15 protein-coding genes are annotated in these 17,666 nt (G+C 63.6%); 5 read left to right on the top strand and 10 right to left on the bottom strand.

The features are described from left to right. Positions 1 to 9: 9 nt before the first annotated feature. The 3 genes from N0K08_RS15195 to N0K08_RS15185 form a co-directional block, all read right to left on the bottom strand. Entirely contained in the window at positions 10 to 1,023 is a 1,014-nt protein-coding gene (locus N0K08_RS15195) for a D-2-hydroxyacid dehydrogenase family protein (protein ID WP_261501232.1), read from the bottom strand. A 458-nt stretch (positions 1,024 to 1,481) separates the two neighbouring features. Further along, the gene (locus N0K08_RS15190) at positions 1,482 to 1,823 is read right to left on the bottom strand and encodes a hypothetical protein (RefSeq protein ID WP_261501231.1); all 342 of its coding nucleotides are present in this window, start codon (positions 1,821 to 1,823) and stop codon (positions 1,482 to 1,484) included. 41 nt (positions 1,824 to 1,864) lie between these two features. Further along, a complete protein-coding gene (locus N0K08_RS15185; RefSeq protein ID WP_261501230.1) occupies positions 1,865 to 2,092 on the bottom strand; it encodes a hypothetical protein in 228 nt (75 codons plus the stop codon). Positions 2,093 to 2,458: 366 nt separating this feature from the next. On the opposite strand from N0K08_RS15185, the gene N0K08_RS15180 reads away from it, so the two are divergent. Further along, positions 2,459 to 3,631 (top strand): COX15/CtaA family protein, encoded by a 1,173-nt coding sequence (locus N0K08_RS15180; RefSeq protein ID WP_261501229.1) that lies wholly within the window; start codon positions 2,459 to 2,461, stop codon positions 3,629 to 3,631. Continuing rightward, positions 3,628 to 4,527: a heme o synthase gene (gene cyoE / locus N0K08_RS15175; protein WP_261501228.1), complete on the top strand. Its 900-nt coding sequence runs from the start codon at positions 3,628 to 3,630 to the stop codon at positions 4,525 to 4,527. Before N0K08_RS15180 ends, cyoE begins: the two co-directional genes overlap by 4 nt. Before the next feature lie 184 nt (positions 4,528 to 4,711). On the opposite strand, the gene N0K08_RS15170 is transcribed toward cyoE, so the two are convergent. The 7 genes from N0K08_RS15170 to cyoA form a co-directional block, all read right to left on the bottom strand. Then, positions 4,712 to 5,245 carry a response regulator transcription factor gene (locus tag N0K08_RS15170; RefSeq protein WP_261501227.1) on the bottom strand — a complete coding sequence of 178 codons (534 nt, stop codon included), beginning with the start codon at positions 5,243 to 5,245 and terminating at the stop codon, positions 4,712 to 4,714. Then, positions 5,217 to 6,491 (bottom strand): ATP-binding protein, encoded by a 1,275-nt coding sequence (locus N0K08_RS15165; protein WP_408642965.1) that lies wholly within the window; start codon positions 6,489 to 6,491, stop codon positions 5,217 to 5,219. Before N0K08_RS15165 ends, N0K08_RS15170 begins: the two co-directional genes overlap by 29 nt. 102 nt (positions 6,492 to 6,593) lie before the next feature. Beyond that, positions 6,594 to 7,346, bottom strand: coding sequence for an SURF1 family protein (locus N0K08_RS15160; protein ID WP_261501540.1), 753 nt, complete (start codon positions 7,344 to 7,346; stop codon positions 6,594 to 6,596). Between the two features lie 65 nt (positions 7,347 to 7,411). Next, positions 7,412 to 7,825 (bottom strand): cytochrome o ubiquinol oxidase subunit IV, encoded by a 414-nt coding sequence (gene cyoD, locus N0K08_RS15155; protein WP_261501225.1) that lies wholly within the window; start codon positions 7,823 to 7,825, stop codon positions 7,412 to 7,414. Then, complete coding sequence (gene cyoC / locus N0K08_RS15150; RefSeq protein ID WP_261501224.1) at positions 7,825 to 8,457, bottom strand: cytochrome o ubiquinol oxidase subunit III; 633 nt, start codon at positions 8,455 to 8,457, stop codon at positions 7,825 to 7,827. Before cyoC ends, cyoD begins: the two co-directional genes overlap by 1 nt. Continuing rightward, positions 8,450 to 10,447, bottom strand: coding sequence for a cytochrome o ubiquinol oxidase subunit I (cyoB, locus tag N0K08_RS15145; protein ID WP_261501223.1), 1,998 nt, complete (start codon positions 10,445 to 10,447; stop codon positions 8,450 to 8,452). Before cyoB ends, cyoC begins: the two co-directional genes overlap by 8 nt. Before the next feature lie 64 nt (positions 10,448 to 10,511). Then, entirely contained in the window at positions 10,512 to 11,558 is a 1,047-nt protein-coding gene (cyoA, locus tag N0K08_RS15140; RefSeq protein ID WP_261501222.1) for a ubiquinol oxidase subunit II, read from the bottom strand. A gap of 362 nt (positions 11,559 to 11,920) precedes the next feature. Between cyoA and N0K08_RS15135 the strand changes: the two genes are divergently transcribed. From N0K08_RS15135 to N0K08_RS15125, 3 genes are all read left to right on the top strand, one after another. Then, the gene (locus N0K08_RS15135; RefSeq protein ID WP_261501221.1) at positions 11,921 to 13,261 is read left to right on the top strand and encodes an MFS transporter; all 1,341 of its coding nucleotides are present in this window, start codon (positions 11,921 to 11,923) and stop codon (positions 13,259 to 13,261) included. Positions 13,262 to 13,613: 352 nt separating this feature from the next. Continuing rightward, the gene (gene alaS, locus N0K08_RS15130) at positions 13,614 to 16,238 is read left to right on the top strand and encodes an alanine--tRNA ligase (RefSeq protein WP_261501220.1); all 2,625 of its coding nucleotides are present in this window, start codon (positions 13,614 to 13,616) and stop codon (positions 16,236 to 16,238) included. A gap of 79 nt (positions 16,239 to 16,317) precedes the next feature. Then, complete coding sequence (locus N0K08_RS15125; protein WP_261501219.1) at positions 16,318 to 17,664, top strand: GntP family permease; 1,347 nt, start codon at positions 16,318 to 16,320, stop codon at positions 17,662 to 17,664. Positions 17,665 to 17,666 lie beyond the last annotated feature (2 nt).

Here is a 17,666-nt window from a genome sequence, read left to right as displayed (position 1 = left end):
CTGGCCGGGCTAGCGCCCGGCGGCTGCCAGGTGGTAGTCGGGGTTGACGATGTGCGTGGGCGTGTGGCGGATGAAGTTGACGACGTTGTCGAACGCCGCGCCAAAATACAGCTCATAGCTGTCCTGCTCCACGTAGCCCAGGTGCGGCGTGCAAATGCAGTTTTCCATGCGCAGCAAGGCATGGCCTTGCAGTATCGGCTCGCTTTCGAAGACGTCCACGGCGGCCATGCCCGGGCGGCCGCGCTGCAAAGCCGCGACCAGCGCATCGGGCGCGATGAGTTCGGCGCGCGATGTGTTGACCAGCAAGGCCGTGGGTTTCATCTGCGACAAATCGTCCAGACTGACCATGTGCTCGGTGGCCTCGTTCAGGCGCAGGTGCAGGCTGATCACATCGCACTGCGAGAAAAACTCCTCGCGCGTGTTGGCGGCCTGGTAGCCGTCGGCCAGTGCCTGGGCGCGCGAAGTCTCCCGCCCCCAGATGCGCACGCTCATGCCAAAGGCCCGGCCGTAGCTGGCCACCAACTGGCCGATGCGGCCGTAGCCCCAGATGCCCAGCGTCTTGCCGCGCAGCACATTGCCCAGGGCAAAATTGGACGGCATGGAAGCGGCCTTGAAGCCCGACTGCTGCCAGGCGCCATGCTTGAGGTTGGATATGTACTGGGGCAGGCGGCGCATGGCGGCCATGATCAAGGCCCAGGTGAGCTCGGCGGGAGCGACCGGCGAGCCCACGCCTTCCGCCACGGCGACGCCATGATCGGTACAAGCCTGGACATCGACATGGGCGCCCACGCGGCCGGTCTGGGCGATCAGTTTCAGCCGGGGCAGCTTCTCCAGCAACTGGCGGCTGATGGGCGTGCGCTCACGTATCAGCACGATGATGTCGGCATCCTTGAGCCGCACGGACAGCTGGCCCAGACCTTTGACCGTGTTGGTGTACACCTTGGCATTGAGCGCATCCAGGCGGGTGGCGCAATGCAGCTTGCGTACAGCGTCTTGGTAGTCGTCGAGGATGACAATATTCATGACGGGGCTCCCAGCGTCTGGGCTCCGGGTGTAAAAAGCAAATCAAGCAGATGCCTGTGCGTGGTCGACCTGCGTTCTGGTACGGTCAGCACCGGCGGTAATGGTTACCCACTTCTGGCAGGCCGTTCGTGCGGGAGGCCGGTCTGTGTAGGCATTTTGCTATGCATTTCGTAGAAGGCAACCGTTTCGCAGTATTGTCCTACAAGCGCAAACGTCGCCACAAGGACGAAGCGGGGCGCGCAATGCGAATGTCGTGATTGATTGTTACAGATTACCGCCGCATGTAGCAAGGCGTTTAGTCTGAAAGTAATGTCCGGCCACTGCACAATGACGCCTGCAATGCCCACTACCAGCGAAACTGGCGCGCCCCAAGCCAGGGGCGCCGAGCAAGGGCCGCCCCGCAGCGAGGGTGCCGTCCCCCTCCACCGCAGGTTGTGAGGGGGAGGCGGCGCAGCCGCTCAGGGGGTGCTTCCATATGTGGCGCGGAAAGCGGCTTCCAGGTCGGCGCAGTCCTTGGGCGTGAGGTCTGGGCGCTTGCGGTCTTCCGGTGCCCGCGCGACTTCCTTGTTGCAGACCTTGATGGCTTCGCGTGCCACCCATTGATCCTTGCTCTCTGGCGAGGACAGCAAGGAGCCGCCAATCAACAGCAGTGCAAAGGCGCCAACGGGCAGTCCGATGAGCCAGGGAACCAGCCGGTTGCGCGCAGGCGCAGCGATGGCTGGGGTTTTTCCGCAGTGGGGGCAGGGGGCCGCGCTGTCGGTCAGGGCCTGGTGGCAAGATGTGCAAGAGAGAGTGGGCATGGTGATTCCTTGTTCCCATTATCGGCGCCCGTGCGGCGGGATCAGCTCGGCGCCTGCTCGTGCTTGCGTCTATGAGTCCAGGAGTCGACGATCAGGCGCTGGCCCATTTCGTTGGCGCAGCGCAGGTGCAGCAGCACGCTGCCGCCCTTGCCGTCATAGCGCACGGCCGAAGTCTCCAGCGGCTGACCGCAGGAGAAACAGCCAAAGCCGCGTTCATTGGCCTGCAAGGGCAGGTCGGACATTTGGGTGATATCGGCGATGTAAGTCATGGGGGCTTTCTTGAAGCCCTCGATATCGGCTGTTGCGGGCCCGACTGTAGGGGCAAATTCCCCTGGCGCGGGCACATCGTCCATAGGGTCACTTGCCGCGCCCCTGTGGCGGCGAATAGGCCCCGATAGAATTACGCGGCTGTGCCCGTCGCCATCGCCAATGCGCGTGCGGCCCTGCCCGCCCCGCAATGTCTTGCGGGCTCTCCTTGCCCCATGCTGCCCGCAGGCGCAGGACTGCGGTGACCGGCCATAGCGGGCATTTTTTTATTGAGAGTTTTCAGATATTTCAGTCAATCTTGAAATGCTGGCAATCTGCCTGGCGGCGGCCCATGGGGCGCTGCCGGGCGCAGAGCATGAAAGCGTGTAATGACCAGTAGCCAGCCTCTTTATGACTTGGCGCCCCTGTTGCAACTGATGCTGATGGGTGCCGTGATTGCATTGGGCCCGCTGGCCTGGGTCTGGTGCCGCAACCGCCAGCACGGCCCGGCCGTGCGCCTGCATGCGCTGGGCGTGTTCACCCTGTTCCTGACCTTCGATCTGGTGATGTTTGGCGCCTTCACGCGGCTCACGGACTCGGGTCTGGGCTGCCCCGACTGGCCTGGCTGCTATGGCAATGCCAGCCCGCTGGGCGCCCACCTGGAAATCAGCCAGGCGCAGCTGGCCATGCCCACCGGCCCCGTGACCCATGGCAAAGCCTGGGTGGAGATGGTGCACCGCTACCTGGCGACAGGCGTGGGCGTGCTGATCATCGCGCTGACGCTGCTGACCTGGCGCCTGGCGCGCAAAACGCCCCAGCGCGGCGCGCTGAGCCCCTGGTGGCCCACGGCCAGCCTGGTCTGGGTCTGCATCCAGGGCGCGTTCGGCGCGTGGACGGTCACCCACAAACTGTTTCCGGCCATCGTCACGCTGCATCTGCTCGGCGGCACGGTCCTGCTGGCGCTGCTGTGCGTGCCGGCGGTCGGCCGCGGCCTGGCCGTGCAAAATCGCAGCCCCCAAGCCTTGTCGCCCCGCCTGCGCTGGGCGCTGGTGGGCGGCCTGGTGCTGCTGACGCTGCAGGTGGCGCTGGGTGGCTGGGTCAGTACCAACTATGCCGTGCTGGCCTGCACCACCTTCCCGACCTGCCAGGGCAGCTGGTGGCCGGCCATGGATTTTGCGCAGGCCTTTGAAATCTGGCGACCGTTGGGCGTGCTGTCCGACGGATCGCACATCGCTTTTGAAGCCTTGACGGCCATTCATTACCTGCATCGGCTCGCGGCCTATGTCGTGGTGCTCGCCTTGGCGGCCCTGGTGCTGGCATTGCGCCGTGCCCAGGTGCTGCCGCGCCAGCGCCTGTGCCTGGTCGGCCTGCTGGTGCTGCAGGTGCTGACTGGCTTGTCGAATGTTCTTTTGGACTGGCCGCTGGCTACCGCCGTGCTGCACACTGGAGGCGCAGCCGCCCTGGTGGGCGTGCTGGTCTGGAGTCTGGCCGCCAGCACCACTTCGCGCGCCGGCAAGGACCTGCGCCACCCCCTCTCCAAGAAAGCCATTGCAAGCGCATGACTACCGACACCACGTTTTCATCTGCTTCGCGGATTTCCCAGTTCTACGCCTTGACCAAGCCGCGGGTGGTGCAGCTGATTGTGTTCTGCGCGCTGATCGGCATGGTGCTGGCCGTTCCCGGCTGGCCCACGCTGGAGCAGTGGCGCCACATGGCCGTGGCCTGCCTGGGCATCTGGCTGGTGGCGGCCGCGGCCGCGGCTTTCAACTGCCTGGTGGAGAAGCACATCGACGCGCGCATGCAGCGCACGTCCTGGCGGCCCACGGCGCGCGGCGAATTGTCGAGCCCGCAGGCGCTGGTGTTTTCCGCCATCCTGTGCAGCCTGGGCGCGGCCATTCTGTGGCTGGGCACCAACCCGCTGACGATGTGGCTCACGCTGGCCACGTTCATCGGCTATGCGGTGATCTACACCGTGGTGCTCAAGCCCCGCACGCCGCAGAACATTGTGATCGGTGGCGCTTCGGGCGCCATGCCGCCGGTGCTGGGCTGGGCGGCCATGACCGGCCAGGTCGGCCCTGAAGCGCTGATCCTGTTCCTGATCATCTTTCTCTGGACGCCGCCGCATTTCTGGGCCCTGGCGTTGTACCGGGTCGAGGACTACCGCAAGTCGGGCCTGCCCATGCTGCCTATCACGCACGGCAGCGAACACACGCGCCTGCAGATCTGGCTTTATACGCTGGTGCTGTTTGCCGCCTGCATGATGCCTTTTGCGTACGGCATGAGCTCATGGCTGTACCTGGTTGTGGCCGTGATCCTGAGCACGGGCTTTTGCGCATACGCCTGGCGCCTGCGCCGCGCCTACTCCGATGCGCTGGCCTGGCGGACGTTCCGCTTTTCGCTGGTGCATTTGAGCTTGCTGTTTGCCGCGCTGCTGGTCGACCATTACATGTTCATGTAAAAAACGTAACAGGCATCAGTTATCCCTGGCGCTCGCACCACCGCAGCCTATGAAACTGGCGCGCCCCAGCAAGGGGACAGCGAGCAAGCGCCGCCGCGCAGCGAGGCTGTCGTCCCCCTCCACCGAAGGTTGAGAGGGGGAAGCGGGGAGGCCGCCTAGGCCGAAGCCGCTCAGGGGGTGTTTTTTACTTGACCTGGCGTTTTTCCAGCTTGCGGGCCAGGGTGCGGCGGTGCATGCCCAGGCGGCGGGCGGCTTCGGAGATGTTGAAGTCGGCGTCGGCCAGGGCTTCGTGGATGTGCTCCCACTCCAGCGTCTTGATGGAGCTGGTCTGGGTGGTGAGCTCGACGTCGGTGGTGCCGGCGATGCGCCCGAAAGCGGCTTCGATGTCATCGGTGTTCGAGGGCTTGGCCAGGTAGTGGCAGGCGCCGAGCTTGACGGCTTCCACGGCCGTGGCGATGCTGGCATAGCCCGTGAGCACGACGATCAGCGCCGCCGGATTGTGCTGGTGCAGCATCTGTATGCAACTGAGCCCCGAGGCATTGCCGGCGAGCTTCAAGTCCATCACCGCATAGCCGGGCTTGTGGCTTTGCAGCAGCAACTCGACTTCCTCGGCGCTGGCCGCGCGCAGCACCTGGTAGCCGCGCCGTTCGAACGACCGGGCCAGGGTGCGCGCAAATGCCGCATCGTCTTCAACCAGCAGCAGCAGGCGTGTGTCCATGGTCTGTTTCTCCTAGCGTGATGGCCGACAGCGGAAATTGGATGCGGACCCGGGCGCCGCCATCGTCACGGTTGTGCGCCGACACCGTGCCGTCCAGCGAGCGGGCCACATTCGTCACCAGGAACAGGCCCACGCCGCGCCCCGCACGGTCGGTCTTGTTGGATTGCTGGTACTTGCCGAAGTTGCGCAGGATTTCCGGCGCGAAGCCCGCGCCGCGGTCGCTGACGGTGATGACCAGCTGCTTGTCTTCGCACTGCAGCCGCAGATCGACTTCGTCGGGCGAGGATTCAAGCGCGTTGTCGAGCACGTTGCAGACCATTTGCTGCAGCGCGGTGTCGGAAATGATGGCCAGGTCCTGCACGATGTCGTTGCGGTAGCGAAAGCGCGCCGGGCGCTGCGTCTGCTGCCACTGCGCGATGAGCTGGTCCATGAACTGGAACAGGGTGGTCGGTTTGGGTGCATCGGCACGGGCTTCGCCGGCCGACAGCAGCACGTTGGTGACAATGCTCTTGCAGCGCAGCAGTTGCTGCTGCATTTCCTCGAGGTCTTGCAGCAGTTCGGGATTCCGGGCGATCTCCGGTGTGCGCTGCCAGTCGCCCAGGATCACCGACATGGTGGCCAGGGGCGTGCCCAGCTCGTGCGCGGCGCCCGTGGCCAGCAGGCCCATGCGAACGATGTGCTCTTCCTCGCTGGCCCGCTGGCGCATGTGGGCCAGGCGGGCATCGCGCCGGCGCAGGTTGCCGACAATGCGCGTGATGAAGATCACCAGCAGCACCGTGGTCAGCGAAAAGCAGGTCAGCAGGCCGACCACGTAAAGGCTGGACAGGCCGTTGTGGGTGTCGAGCTGCACGGCCAGCGGCCGCGAGGAGCCGGCCAGGTCGATGGCGCACAGCGAAGTGATGACCGCGATCACCCAGGTGTAGGCGGGCGGCAGCAGCACGGCGCTCAGGATGGCCTGCAGCAGGAACAGATAGATGAAGGGGTTGCTGGCGCCGCCGCTCAAGTACAGCTGCACGGCCAGCGCGGCCACATCGGCCAGCAGGGCGCAGAACAGGCCCAGGCTGGTGACATTGCGCCGGCGCCACTTGAACCAGTACAGATAGCCCAGGTTGGTGACGATCAAGGCCATCAGCACGGCCGTCATTTCCGGCAAGGGCAGGGGAATGCCCAGGCCGTAATGCACGACGGCCATCGTGATCACCTGCCCCACGACGGCAAGCCAGCGCAGCTGTATCAACAGCTGCATGTTCTTGCGTTCGGTGGTGAGATCTACCTGGGAAAGCGGGTCCGAGGGAAGAGCGGGGCGAAGGGGACGAGTCACCGCTGCGATTGTGCCGCAGCCGGCAAATCACTCGGCTGACGGGGTCTTGTGCGGCAGCCGTGCCTGGCGCTTTTCCCAGCGCACGATGACATAGGCCGCGACCAGCACCATCAGCGCCAGGCCGTACCAGGTCAAGGCGTAGACCAGATGGCTGTTGTGAAAGCTGATCACCGTCATGCCCGGGCGCGGCCAGGTCTGTGCCGCTGGGCTGCCGGGCCGGGCAGGCAGGCCCTGGTCGATGAAGTAGGGCGCGGCCTGCTCCAGGCCCTGGGCGGCCGCGATGGCGGCTACGTCGCGCGAGTACCAGCGCTGGTTGGCGGGGTCGTTATCGCGCAGAAAGCCGCCTGCGGGCTCGGTCATGCGCAGCAGGCCGGTGACGGTCTGGGGCGCGGTATCGGGGGTGTCGGCGGGGGCGCCGGCGGCGGGCAGCCAGGCTTGGCGCTCGCTGGCCGGAATGAAGCCGCGGTTGATCAGGGTCTGGCTGCCGTCCGCGGCCTGCAAAGGCGTGACGACCCAGAAGCCCGCACCCAGCTCGGTGGCTGCCTGGACCAGTACGGTCTTTTGCGGCAGCCATTGTCCGGAGACGGTGACGGGCAGGTATTCGTATTGCGCTGCGTTGACTTGAGGCCATTGCGCAGGCGAGGGGGCGGCGACGGGCTTGGCGCGCACGCGATCGGTGACGCGTTCCATCAGGGCCAGCTTCCAGGCGCGGCGCTCGACCTGCCAGGTGCCCAAAGCCAGGAAACCAACGAACAAAGCCACGCCCAACAGCGTGAGCATGGCCTTGATGGCGATTGAACGCGGGCGCGTGCGCCCGGCGTTCAGTGCATTGACGTCTGCGGAGTTCAAGACGCGTGGTGCTGGACAACAGCTACCGGCACATCGTGCGAAGGCATCATGTTGACGTTCATGTGGTACATGACCCAGAGCGTTCCGGACAGGCCGATCAGCACGAAGATCACCGTGAAGATGGTGGAGACCAGCGTCCAGCCGGCTTCGACCTTGCTGTTCAGGTGCAGGAAGTAGTACACGTGGACCAGGATTTGCACGATGGCAAACAGGCCCAGCATCATCACGGTGGTGGTGCGGCCTTCGATGACCTTGGCCATCACCAGCCAGAACGGAATGGCCGTCAGGATGATGGACAGCACGAAGCCGGTCATGTAGCCCGAGAAACTGCTGTGCGGCGCGCCGTCGTGGTGGTCGTGGTCGTCATGCGCGTCGTGCGCAGCGCCGGCGTGGATGTCGTGTGCGCTCATTACAGCACTCCCATCAGGTAGACAAAGGTGAAGACGCCGATCCAGATCACGTCCAAGAAGTGCCAGAACATGGACAGGCACATCAGGCGACGGTTGTTTTCACGGGTCAGGCCGTGTTTCTTGATCTGCAGCATCAGCACGACCAGCCAGATCAGGCCGAAAGTCACGTGCAGACCGTGCGTTCCCACCAGGGTGAAGAACGACGACAGGAAAGCGCTGCGGCCAGGGCCCGCGCCCTGGTGGATCAGGTGGTGGAACTCATAGAGTTCCAGGCCCAGAAAGCACAGGCCCAGCACGCCGGTCACGGCCAGCCAGCCCAGGGTCGCGTTGACCTTGTTCTGTTGCTTCTTCAGCATGGCAAAGCCGAACGTGATCGACGAGAACAGCAGGAAAGCCGTGTTCATCGCCACCAGCGGCAGGTCGAACAGGTCAGCACCGGTCGGGCCGGCCGCGTAGTTGCGTCCCAGCACGCCATAGGTGGCGAACAGGGCGGAGAAGATGAGGCAATCGCTCATCAGGTAGAGCCAGAAGCCCAGGGCCGTGCCATTGGCCGGATGGGGTTCCTCGGCCAGATGGTAGTCGCGGGGGGCTACGGCGCCCGCGGCGCCGGCGTTCATGCGGAGTTCAGACATTGCGAGCGAGCAGTTCAGTGCGGGCATTTTCAGTCGCAGCAACTTCGGATGCTGGAATGTAAAAGTCGCGCTTGTAGTTGAAGGTATGGACGATGGAGATCAGCACCACGGCCGCGAACGACACGCCAGCGACCAGCCACATGTGCCAGATCATGGCAAAGCCGAACAGCGTGGCGACCATGGCGATGACAAAGCCGGCGCCGGTGTTCTTGGGCATGTGGATGGACTTGAATCCAGCCACAGGGCGCTGATAGCCGTGCTTCTTCATGTCCCACCAGGCATCAATTTCGTAGACCTTGGGGGTCATGGCGAAGTTGTAGTCAGGCGTAGGCGAGGCCGTGGCCCATTCCAGCGTACGGCCGTCCCATGGGTCGCCTGTGGTGTCGCGCAGGGCTTCGCGGTTGCGGAAGCTGACGTACAACTGGATCAGGAAGGCAGCGATACCCAGTGCGACCAGCACCACGCCGACCATGGAGATGTTCAGCCAGATGGTGTAGGAAGCGTCTTCGAAGTGGTTCACGCGGCGTGTGGCACCCATCAGGCCCAGCACGTACAGCGGCGTGAAAGTCACCCAGAAGCCGACCAGCCACAGCCAGAACGAGCACTTGCCCCAGAACTCGTCGAGCTTGTAGCCAAAGGCCTTGGGGAACCAGTAGTTGATGGCGGCAAACATGCCGAACACCACGCCGCCGATGATCACGTTGTGGAAGTGAGCAATCAGGAACAGGCTGTTGTGCAGCACGAAGTCGGCCGGAGGAACGGCCAGCAGCACGCCGGTCATGCCGCCGACGGCGAAGGTGGCCATGAAGCCCACCGTCCACATCATGGGCACGGTGAAGCGGATGCGACCCTTGTACATGGTGAACAGCCAGTTGAAGATCTTCGCCCCGGTCGGGATGGAGATGATCATGGTCGTGATGCCGAAGAACGAATTCACGCTGGCGCCGGAGCCCATGGTGAAGAAGTGGTGCAGCCAGACCAGGTAGGACAGGATGGTGATCGCGACCGTGGCATACACCATCGAGGTGTAGCCGAACAGGCGCTTGCGGCTGAACGTGGCGGTGATTTCGGAGAACACGCCAAACGCCGGCAGGATCAGAATGTAGACCTCGGGGTGGCCCCAGATCCAGATCAGGTTGACGTACAACATGGCGTTGCCGCCCATGTCGTTGGTGAAGAAGTGCGTGCCCAGGTAGCGGTCCAGCGACAGCAGCACCAGGGTGGCCGTCAGCACGGGGAACGAGGCCACGATCAGTGCATTGGTGCACAGCGAGGTCCAGACGAACACCGGCATCTTCATCAGCGTCATGCCGGGCGCGCGCATCTTGACGATGGTCACCAGCAGGTTGATACCGGACAGCGTCGTGCCGACCCCGGCGATCTGCAAGGCCCAGATGTAGTAATCCAGCCCCACGCCTTCAGGGTTGTGACCCAGATTGGACAAAGCCAGCCAGCCCGAAGTGGAGAACTCGCCGACGAACAGCGAGACCATCACCAAGATGGCACCGGCCGTGGTCATCCAGAAGCTGAAGTTGTTCAGGAACGGGAAAGCCACGTCGCGTGCACCGATCTGCAGCGGAACCATGTAGTTCATCAGACCCGTCACCATGGCCATGGCCACGAAGAAGATCATGATGGTGCCGTGGGCCGTGAAAATCTGGTCGTAATGGTGCGGCGGCAGGAAGCCCACGCCATCCGCGGCGGCCATGGCCTGCTGGGCGCGCATCATCAGCGCGTCGGCGAAGCCGCGCAGCAGCATCACGATGCCCAGGATCATGTACATGATCCCGATCTTCTTGTGGTCGATACTGCAGATCCAGTCGTTCCACAGCGGCGCCCAGAGCTTGTAGCGCGTCAGCAGAAAGAGAACGGCCAGCGCACCGAAGATCACGCCAGCAAAGGTGACGAGCAGAATTGGCTCGTGCAGGGGTATCGATTCCCAGCTCAACCGTCCGAAGATCAGTCGCGCTGCATCAAATTGGTCAGACATAAATGGTCTCTTGTGAGGTGGACGGGGTAGCGGGCCTGAGCCCGCACCCTGTCCACCGAATTGCTTATTGCTGGATAACCGCTGGGGTCGAGGCGTCTGCTTCCAGGGCGGCCGTCAGTTTGGCGGCGTCTTCCGTCGTGCACATGTCAGGCGAAAGGTTCAGGCCCTTGGCGCGTGCATAGGACTCGCCGCCTGCCTTGTCGATGGCCATCATGGTGTGCATGCACATCTGGCCTTCTTCGACGCAGCGGTTCAAAACCGTGTGGTAGAGCTTGGGGTCGACCTTGCCGAAACGCTCCACTGGATTGCGTTCGCTGGGCTTGACCAGATCCAGGTAGCTCGTGCGATCGAGCGTCTTGCCTTCGGTCTTGGCCTTGGCAATCCACTGCTCGAAGCCTTCGTTGCTCAGGCCGTGGAACTTGAACGTCATGCCGGAGAAACCAGCGCCGCTGTAATGCGAGGACATGCCCTTGTAGACACCTTCCTTGTTGATCACGGCGTTCAGCTCGGTCTGCATGCCGGGCATGGTGTAGATCATGCCGGCCAGGTCAGGCACGTAGAAGGCGTTCATCGTGGTGGTCGATGTCAGCTTGAAATGGATGGGGCGGTCGACGGGCGCAGCCAGTTCGTTCACCGTGGCAATGCCTTGCTCGGGGTAGAAGAACAGCCACTTCCAATCCATGGCCACGACTTCCACTTCCAGCGGCTTGACGTCGGGGGCCAGCGCGCGCTGGGCATCGATGCGGTCCAGTGGGCGGTAAGGGTCGAGCTTGTGGGTGCTGATCCAGGTGATGGCGCCCAGGATGATCACGATGATCAGTGGAACGGTCCAGATGATCAGTTCCAGCTTGGTCGAATGGTGCCACTCGGGATCGTATTCCGCTTCCGTGTTCGACTGACGGTACTTCCAGGCAAAGAAGAACGTCAGCAAAATGACCGGAATGATGATGATCAGCATCAGCCCGGTGGCGAGCATGACCAGGTCGCCTTGCTGAGCGGCGACATCGCCTGCGGGGTTGAGAACTACGGTCTCGCTGCAGCCTGTAAGGGCGGCAATCAGGGCCGTAGCTGTGAGCCACGCAGGCCCACGGATTTCCTTGGATTGAAGCATGCTATGGGCGCGCCGGAACGCGCTTAGGTGTAAACGTGAGATTGGAATTGGCTCAAATGTAATAAAAAGGAGCAATTTGTCGATTGGACATTTTGTCCTACGTCAACGAAATAGGTGTATTGCGCCATTCTTGGTGCTATGGCGGATTTCGATGTAGGCGTGAAGGCTGAGAGCACGTCAGTTGACAGGCAGTAGGTAGGAGAAGAGGATGGATGGTAGGTAGGAGTAGAGGATGGGTAGTAGGGGCTGGCGGAGGGCTGGTTGTAGTTCTTAGCTGACGCGCGCAAGCGCAAAAGCCGTACCGAACCAGGTCGCTGACCGGCGTAGAAAGAGCTAGTCAACAGAAATGGGAGCCATCTCTTATGAGCGGAACCGGTTACACAGCATTGCCTGCTGGCGGCTTGGAAAGTCCGGAAGCACTGTCCCGCGCGGACACGGACGAAGAGGTCACTCCTGGAGATATCGCGGTCGGCGTGGTGATTGGTCGATCGTCGGAATACTTCGATTTTTTTGTTTTTGGCATCGCTTGCGTGTTGGTTTTCCCCGCATTGCTGTTTCCTTCGCTTTCCCGACTTGACGGTACCCTGGCCTCGTTTGCGATCTTTTCGCTGGCCTTCATCGCGCGCCCCTTCGGCACGGCGATCTCCATGGCCGTGCAGCGGCGCTGGGGTCGAGCGACCAAGCTGACCATTGCCCTGTTCCTGTTGGGCTCGTGCACGGTGGGCATGGCCTTCCTGCCCGGCTACCAGAGCCTGGGTATCTGGGCCATAGTTCTGTTTGCCGTGCTGCGCATAGGTCAGGGCCTGGCCTTGGGTGGATCCTGGGACGGCTTGCCCTCGCTGCTGGCCATCTCCGCTCCGCCTGGGCGTCGTGGCTGGTACTCCATGCTGGGCCAGCTGGGCGCGCCGGTGGGCTTTTTGATGGCGGCGGGCCTGTTCGCCTTCGTGCATGACCAGTCGACGCCCGAGGAGTTCATGGCCTGGGGCTGGCGCTATCCCTTCTTCGTCGCGTTCGCGATCAACGTCGTGGCCTTGTTCGCCCGGCTGCGGCTGGTCGTGGGCCAGTCGTACTCGCACCTGTTGCACCAGAACGAGCTCGAGCCGGTCAAGGCCTCGGAAGTCATGGGCTCCGAAGGGCGCAACGTCATCATTGGTGCCTTTGCGGCGCTGGCCAGCTTCGCGCTGTTCCACCTCGTGACCATCTTCCCGCTGTCCTACATCGAGATCTATTCCGATCAGCCGGTGACGAATGTGCTGCGCGTGCAGATGCTGGGCGCGGTGCTGGCCTGTATCGCCATGGTGGCCTCCGGCTGGCTGGCGGACCGGTTTGGCCGGCGCAATACGCTGGGAACGATGGCGGCATTGATCTGCGTGTTCAGCCTGGTCAGCCCGTGGATGCTGGGCAACGGCCAGGCGGGCAATAACGCCTTCCTGATCATTGGCTTCATCCTGCTGGGCCTGTCCTACGGTCAGTCCTCGGGCACGGTGACCGCGAACTTCACGCCGCATTTTCGCTACACGGGCGCTGCCCTGTCGGCGGACATGGCCTGGCTGGTGGGCGCGGCCTTCGCACCGCTGGTGGCGCTGTCCGTGTCGGCGCGCTTCGGCCTGGCCGGTCTGGGCTTTTACCTGCTGTCGGGCGGTCTGTGCACGCTGGCGGCACTGGCTATCAATCGGGCTATTGAAACCCGGGATGACCTATAGGCACCCCCTGAGCGGCTGACGCCGGATGGCCGGCCCCCCTGCGCGGGCCGCCGCTTTCCCCTCTCATCCTTCGGTGGAGGGGGGCGCCCGGCCAGGGACGACACCATCGCTGCGGGGCGGCCCTTGCTCGGTGTCTCCTTGCTGGGTCGCGCCGGTTTCAAGCGCAGTGAACTGTGCCAAAGACCGTTCACCATGAGCTTGCCGAAGGGCTGCTTTCCTTTCCAGAGCTGCGCCAAACCCTGGCGGCGTAAAAAATGCGCTGCGCAAATCTATAATGGAAGATTGTCCGCTGCACGGCGGCGCGCCTTTTGATGCGAGCGTGCAGGCGCTGCGCACTTCCAACATATACGCCATGAGCCAACCCACTTTTTCCGTTGCCGAGATCCGGAAGTCGTTTCTGGACTTTTTCGCCTCCAAAGGCCACACCATCGTGCCGTCGAGTTCGCTGGTGCCGGGCAACGACCCGACGCTGATGTTCACCAATTCGGGCATGGTGCAGTTCAAGGACGTGTTCCTGGGCACGGACAAGCGCCCCTATACGCGTGCCACGTCGGTGCAGGCCTGCCTGCGTGCCGGCGGCAAGCACAACGACCTGGAAAACGTGGGCTATACCGCCCGCCACCACACTTTCTTCGAAATGCTGGGCAACTGGTCGTTCGGCGACTATTTCAAGCGCGAGTCGCTGAAGTGGGCCTGGGAGCTGTTGACCGAAGTCTACAAGCTGCCCAAGGAACGCCTGCTGGCCACCGTCTACGCCGAGGATGACGAGGCCTACGACATCTGGACCAAGGAAATCGGCCTGCCACCCGAGCGCGTGATCCGCATCGGCGACAACAAGGGCGGCCGCTACAAGTCCGACAATTTCTGGATGATGGCCGACACCGGCCCTTGCGGCCCCTGCTCGGAAATCTTCTACGACCACGGCGACCATATTCCCGGCGGCCCTCCGGGCAGCCCGGACGAAGACGGCGATCGCTTCATCGAGATCTGGAACAACGTGTTCATGCAGTTCGACATGGACGAGCAGGGCCGTTTGACCAAGCTGCCCGCGCCTTGCGTGGATACCGGCATGGGCCTGGAGCGCCTGGCGGCCATCCTGCAGCATGTGCACAGCAACTACGAAATCGACCTGTTCGCGGCCTTGATCAAGGCCGCGGGCCGTGAGACCCATATCGAAGACCTGAGCACGCCTTCGCTCAAGGTGATCGCCGACCACATCCGCGCCACTGCCTTCCTGGTCAGCGACGGCGTGATTCCTTCCAACGAAGGCCGGGGCTATGTGCAGCGCCGCATCGTGCGCCGCGCCATTCGCCACGGCTACAAGCTGGGCCAGAAGACGCCGTTCTTCCACAAGCTGGTCAAGGACCTGGTCGCCGTGATGGGCGACGCCTATCCCCAGCTGCGCATCCAGGAAGCGCGCATCACCGAAGTGCTCAAGGCCGAGGAAGAGCGTTTCTTCGAGACCCTGGCCAACGGCATGGAAATCCTGGACAGCGCCCTCGCCGGTGACGTCAAGGTGCTGCCGGGCGACGTGGCCTTCAAGCTGCACGACACCTATGGCTTCCCGTTGGACCTGTCCAACGACGTGGCGCGCGAGCGCGGCCTGAGTGTGGACGAGGCGGGTTTCCGTGCGGCCATGGAAGAGCAGAAGAACAAGGCCCGCGCGGCCGGCAAGTTCAAGATGGACCGTGCGCTGGAATACAGCGGCGCGGCCAATGCCTTCACCGGCTATGAGCAACTGGCCACGCCAGCGACCGTGGTCGCGTTGTATGCCGACGGCACCAGCGTGCAGTCGCTGGCCGCCGGCCAGAACGGTGTCGTGGTGCTGGACCGCACGCCGTTCTACGCCGAGTCGGGCGGCCAGGTGGGCGACGAAGGCCTGATCACGGCCGATGGCGTGCGCTTTGCCGTGCAGGACACGCAAAAGATCAAGGCCGACGTGTTCGGCCACCACGGCGCGCTGGAAACCGGCAGCCTGAAAGTGGGCGATGCCGTGTCTGCGGCCGTCAACACCGATGTGCGCGCCGCGACCATGCGCAACCACTCGGTGACGCACATCATGCACAAGGCCTTGCACGAAGTGCTGGGCGATCACGTGCAGCAAAAGGGCAGCCTGGTCAACGCCGACCGTACGCGCTTTGACTTCACGCACAACGCCCCGGTCACCGACGCCCAGATCCGCGAGATCGAGCGCCGCGTGAACGCCGAGATCCTGGCCAACAGCACCACGCAAGCCCGGGTGATGGACATCGAGAGCGCGCAGAAGACCGGCGCCGCCATGCTGTTCGGCGAGAAGTACGGCGAAACCGTGCGCGTGCTGGACATCGGCAGCAGCCGTGAACTGTGCGGCGGCACCCATGTGCAGCGCACGGGCGACATCGGCCTGTTCAAGGTCGTGGGCGAAAGCGGCGTGGCCGCGGGCGTGCGTCGCATCGAAGCGGTGACGGGTGTCAACGCGCTGGCCTATCTGCAGTCGCTGGAAGACACCGTGTCCCAGGCCGCAGGCGCGTTCAAGGCCCCGACGGCTGAACTCACCGGCCGCATCGGCCAGGCGCTGGAACAGATCAAGACGCTGGAAAAGGAAGTTGCCGCGCTCAAGGGCAAGCTGGCATCGAGCCAGGGCGACGAACTGCTGACCCAGGCCGTCGAGATCAAGGGCGTGAAAGTGCTGTCCGCGAAGCTCGAAGGCGCCGATGCCAAGACCTTGCGCGACACCATGGACAAGCTCAAGGACAAGCTGGGCAGTGCGGTGATCGTGCTGGCCGCGGTCGACGGCGACAAGGTGCAGCTGGCAGCGGGCGTGACCAAGGACTGCATTGCCAAGCTCAAGGCCGGCGAGCTGGTCAACCATGTGGCCTTGCAAGTGGGCGGCAAGGGCGGCGGCAAGCCCGACATGGCCATGGCCGGCGGCACGGATGCAGCGGCCTTGCCCGCGGCACTGGCCTCGGTCCAGGCCTGGGTGACTGAACGCCTCTGAGCGAACGCTCTCCACAGGTGCGCCTCCCGTGGGCGCACCTGGATTCGAGAAGAGAAACTTGACTCCCCAAGGAGGCGACATGGTCGTTCTGCACACCGCTGTGGCCATCGTGCTGGTTATTGGCCTGATCATCTGGTTGCGCGTGGAGCCGGTCATCTCCCTGGTGCTAGGCTCTCTCTATCTGGGCCTCGCCAGCGGCGTGGGCTTTGTCGGTACGCTCACGGCCATCACCGGTGGCTTTGGTGAAATCATGGGCAAGGTGGGTCTGCTCATCGGCTTCGGCGTGGTGATCGGCTCGCTGCTGCATGCGACCGGCGCGTTCGGGCGCATGGTGCAGGCCCTGGTCTCGGCGGTGGGCGCCAAGCGCCTGCCCTATGCGATGGCAGGGGCCATGTCGACCATCTTTCCTTCCATTTATGTCGATGTGCAGGTGGTGCTGGGCGCGCCCGTGGCGCGTTCCGCAGCGCCGCTGCTGCTGCGCAACGGTCTGCCGCTGCTCGCGGGCGCCATCGGCACCGGCATCTTCTCGGGCTACGTGTTTGTCGTTCCCGGTCTGGCCGTGATTCTGATTGCCGGGCAGATGAATGTGAGCCTGGGGTCGTGGCTGATCGGCGGCCTGTGCATCGGCCTGCTCACGGCGCTGCTGACCACGTTCCTGTTCAGCCGGTTGCTGCGCACGAACTACTGGAAGCCCGAGACCGACGAGGAAGCGAGCGAAGCCATGCTGGAGACCGAAGCCAGCGACGCGCAGGCGCCGGCGGCCGATGCAGGGCCGGGACTGCTGCTCGCCAGCGCGCCCATCGTCGTGCCATTGCTGATGATTGCGTTTGGCGCCTTTGCCAAGCTCGCCGGCATCTCCAACGACGTGATCAGCTTCATCGGCAATGCCAATCTGGCCTTGTTCGTTGGCTTGCTCGGCGCCTATCTGATGGCGCGGCACTGGATTGGCACAGAGCGTACCGGCGAGGCCTTGACCGATGGTTTCAAGACCAGCGGCGAAATCCTCTTGATCACCGGGGTGGGGGGCTCGCTGGGCGCCATCATCACCGCTTCCGGAATGGGGGCGGAGCTGGGCAAGCTGTTTTCCGCCGATGCCAGTGCCCCTGTCTTGCTGAGCATTGTGCTGGCGTGGTTTGTCGCCGCGGTGCTGCATGTGGCCATCGGTTCGGTGTCGGTGGCGGCCCTGACTGCCGCCAGCATCATCGGCCCCGTCGCCGCGCAGCTTTCCACCTCGCCGGTCATCATCGGGCTGGCGATTGCCTCGGGTTCACTGTTTGCCGTGCAGGTCAACAGCAACTTCTTCTGGATGTTCAAGGGGCTGATGGGTTTGTCCACCAAAGGCACGCTGAAAACGCTGACCATGGTGACCTCCATGGCCTCGGTCACTTCGCTGCTGCTGGTGCTGCTGGCCAGCTGGTTGGCCTGAAG

Source organism: Acidovorax bellezanensis (assembly GCF_025421555.1).
Taxonomy (GTDB): domain Bacteria; phylum Pseudomonadota; class Gammaproteobacteria; order Burkholderiales; family Burkholderiaceae_C; genus Comamonas; species Comamonas bellezanensis.
Note: the sequence above shows the minus strand (reverse complement) of the source record. Positions and strands in the feature narration are given on the sequence as shown.

Bases quoted from the DNA above. Each gene is read 5' to 3' on its own strand.
- cyoB (WP_261501223.1), bottom strand. From the start codon at position 10,447: ATGTCTGACCAATTTGATGCAGCGCGACTGATCTTCGGACGGTTGAGC.
- N0K08_RS15170 (WP_261501227.1), bottom strand. From the start codon at position 5,245: ATGGACACACGCCTGCTGCTGCTGGTTGAAGACGATGCGGCATTTGCG.
- N0K08_RS15135 (WP_261501221.1), top strand. From the start codon at position 11,921: ATGAGCGGAACCGGTTACACAGCATTGCCTGCTGGCGGCTTGGAAAGT.
- cyoE (WP_261501228.1), top strand. From the start codon at position 3,628: ATGACTACCGACACCACGTTTTCATCTGCTTCGCGGATTTCCCAGTTC.
- cyoC (WP_261501224.1), bottom strand. From the start codon at position 8,457: ATGTCTGAACTCCGCATGAACGCCGGCGCCGCGGGCGCCGTAGCCCCC.
- N0K08_RS15185 (WP_261501230.1), bottom strand. From the start codon at position 2,092: ATGACTTACATCGCCGATATCACCCAAATGTCCGACCTGCCCTTGCAG.
- N0K08_RS15160 (WP_261501540.1), bottom strand. From the start codon at position 7,346: ATGCTCACGCTGTTGGGCGTGGCTTTGTTCGTTGGTTTCCTGGCTTTG.
- N0K08_RS15195 (WP_261501232.1), bottom strand. From the start codon at position 1,023: ATGAATATTGTCATCCTCGACGACTACCAAGACGCTGTACGCAAGCTG.
- N0K08_RS15180 (WP_261501229.1), top strand. From the start codon at position 2,459: ATGACCAGTAGCCAGCCTCTTTATGACTTGGCGCCCCTGTTGCAACTG.
- N0K08_RS15125 (WP_261501219.1), top strand. From the start codon at position 16,318: ATGGTCGTTCTGCACACCGCTGTGGCCATCGTGCTGGTTATTGGCCTG.
- alaS (WP_261501220.1), top strand. From the start codon at position 13,614: ATGAGCCAACCCACTTTTTCCGTTGCCGAGATCCGGAAGTCGTTTCTG.
- N0K08_RS15190 (WP_261501231.1), bottom strand. From the start codon at position 1,823: ATGCCCACTCTCTCTTGCACATCTTGCCACCAGGCCCTGACCGACAGC.
- cyoA (WP_261501222.1), bottom strand. From the start codon at position 11,558: ATGCTTCAATCCAAGGAAATCCGTGGGCCTGCGTGGCTCACAGCTACG.
- N0K08_RS15165 (WP_408642965.1), bottom strand. From the start codon at position 6,491: ATGCAGCTGTTGATACAGCTGCGCTGGCTTGCCGTCGTGGGGCAGGTG.
- cyoD (WP_261501225.1), bottom strand. From the start codon at position 7,825: ATGAGCGCACACGACATCCACGCCGGCGCTGCGCACGACGCGCATGAC.